Below are 1,662 nucleotides of genomic sequence, written 5' to 3'. Positions count from 1 at the left end.
GGTAGTTGGGACCTTGTCCCTGTGAGAGTAGGACGTCGCCAAGCAAAAACCTAAGTCGATTCGACTTAGGTTTTTTTGTGTTTATTTTTATGTACCAAATGTCATAATCCATAAATTTAGTAATCTTAAAGAGGAAAAAAGATGAAATAGGGACTGTCTAAACTAAAATTTGAGCGATAATGTCGTAAAAGGTGATAAAGTAATACATTTAAATATTAGTTTAAGGTAAGAATTACCTTTTTGTATTAATTGAGTCGTGGAATGACTAAAATATTTTACTTTTTATATGAAACCGTTATGTGGAAAATAGCTATTTAGTTGTTTTTCATATAACGGTTTTTCATTTTTAAAGGATTTTACATAAGAAAAAATCTATAATTAAGATAGTTAACATATATTTTTTGATGGGTGTGGGGGATTATGAAAGAAATATGCATGTTATTAGCGGCTGTTATATTATGGGGGACAGCCATCGCGCCAACAAAGTGGGCATTAGAATCTATTCAGCCATTTACTTTGTTATTTATTCGCCTTTTCTTAGCTGGTGGAATTTGTTTACTATTCTCATTTAAACAATTAAAAAGATCAGTTGTACATAAACAAGTCCCGTGGAAAAGAATGAGTTTACTATCTTTTACTGGTGTAGCTGGGTACTTTATGTTCACATCCTACGGTATTTCTTTAACGAGTGGATTGCATGTTAGTATTATTGATGCTGCTTTACCTTTAGTTACAATTCTTTTTTCAGCGTTCTTTTTGAAAGAAAAAATTCAGCTTAATTATTGGATCGGTATTGTATTGGGGGCTATCGGAGTACTTCTTATTACAATTCCATCTAGTAATGTCGATCAAGAAGTATCTTTAATAGGAGATATCCTTATTTTATTAAGTACGTTCTTATTTGCTTTCTATACAGTATTGCTGAAACGACCAAAACAAGAACAATATCTATCAAACAAGGTTTTTACAACATTAACTTTAATTATTGGAGCTGTTATTCTATTACCATTTGCAATGGCAGAAACTTTTTATTACGGTCTTCCAAAGATTGAAACGTGGAAGGCTGGACTAAGTGTAATATATCTTGTTATTGGAGCAACAATTTTAGCGTATTGGTTTTGGAATAGAGCATTAGAGACAGTCTCGGCATCAGTAAGTGGATTATATTTAAATGCGTTACCGTTAATAAGTATTGTTGCTTCAATTGTTCTATTAAATGAATCTTTGACGTGGAGAATAGTAATAGGTGGTAGCTTAGTTTTATTCGGAGTGATATGGGCGGATAAACGTAAATTAATTGATTTATTTATATCAGACGATCGAAATGTTAAAGAGAATGAAGAATGTTAAAGTTTATAAGAGTATGTATATAGTGTTTAATGAAAAGGACGCCTTGTATGTAATAGGATGTCCTTTTCATTACTTTCATTGAATGAGAGAAATGAAATAACTGAAACTCATATGGAAAATACCTTTGGAATTATTTTTATTATTAATTGAATAAAAGGTATTGACGATTAGAGTATAGAGGTGTAATATAGAACAAGTCGCCGATGCAATAACGCAGAACGCGGCAAACGAAATGAAAAACTTAGTTGACATTAACTAACGAAGATGTTAACATAAGGGAGTCGCAAATGAGCGACCGAGTAGTTCTTTGAA

1 protein-coding gene is annotated in these 1,662 nt (G+C 31.7%); it reads left to right on the top strand.

Annotated elements, in window-relative coordinates; translation table 11 throughout:
• Nucleotides 1-420: 420 nt before the first annotated feature.
• Nucleotides 421-1,350, top strand: a complete 930-nt coding sequence (locus AC3WTA_RS28420; RefSeq protein ID WP_000658257.1) for a DMT family transporter — start codon at nucleotides 421-423, stop codon at nucleotides 1,348-1,350.
• Nucleotides 1,351-1,662 lie beyond the last annotated feature (312 nt).

It is taken from the genome of Bacillus sp. EB106-07-01-XG149, from assembly GCF_058791555.1.
The sequence above is the reverse complement of the archived record's forward strand: the minus strand, read 5'-3'. Positions and strand labels throughout refer to the sequence as shown.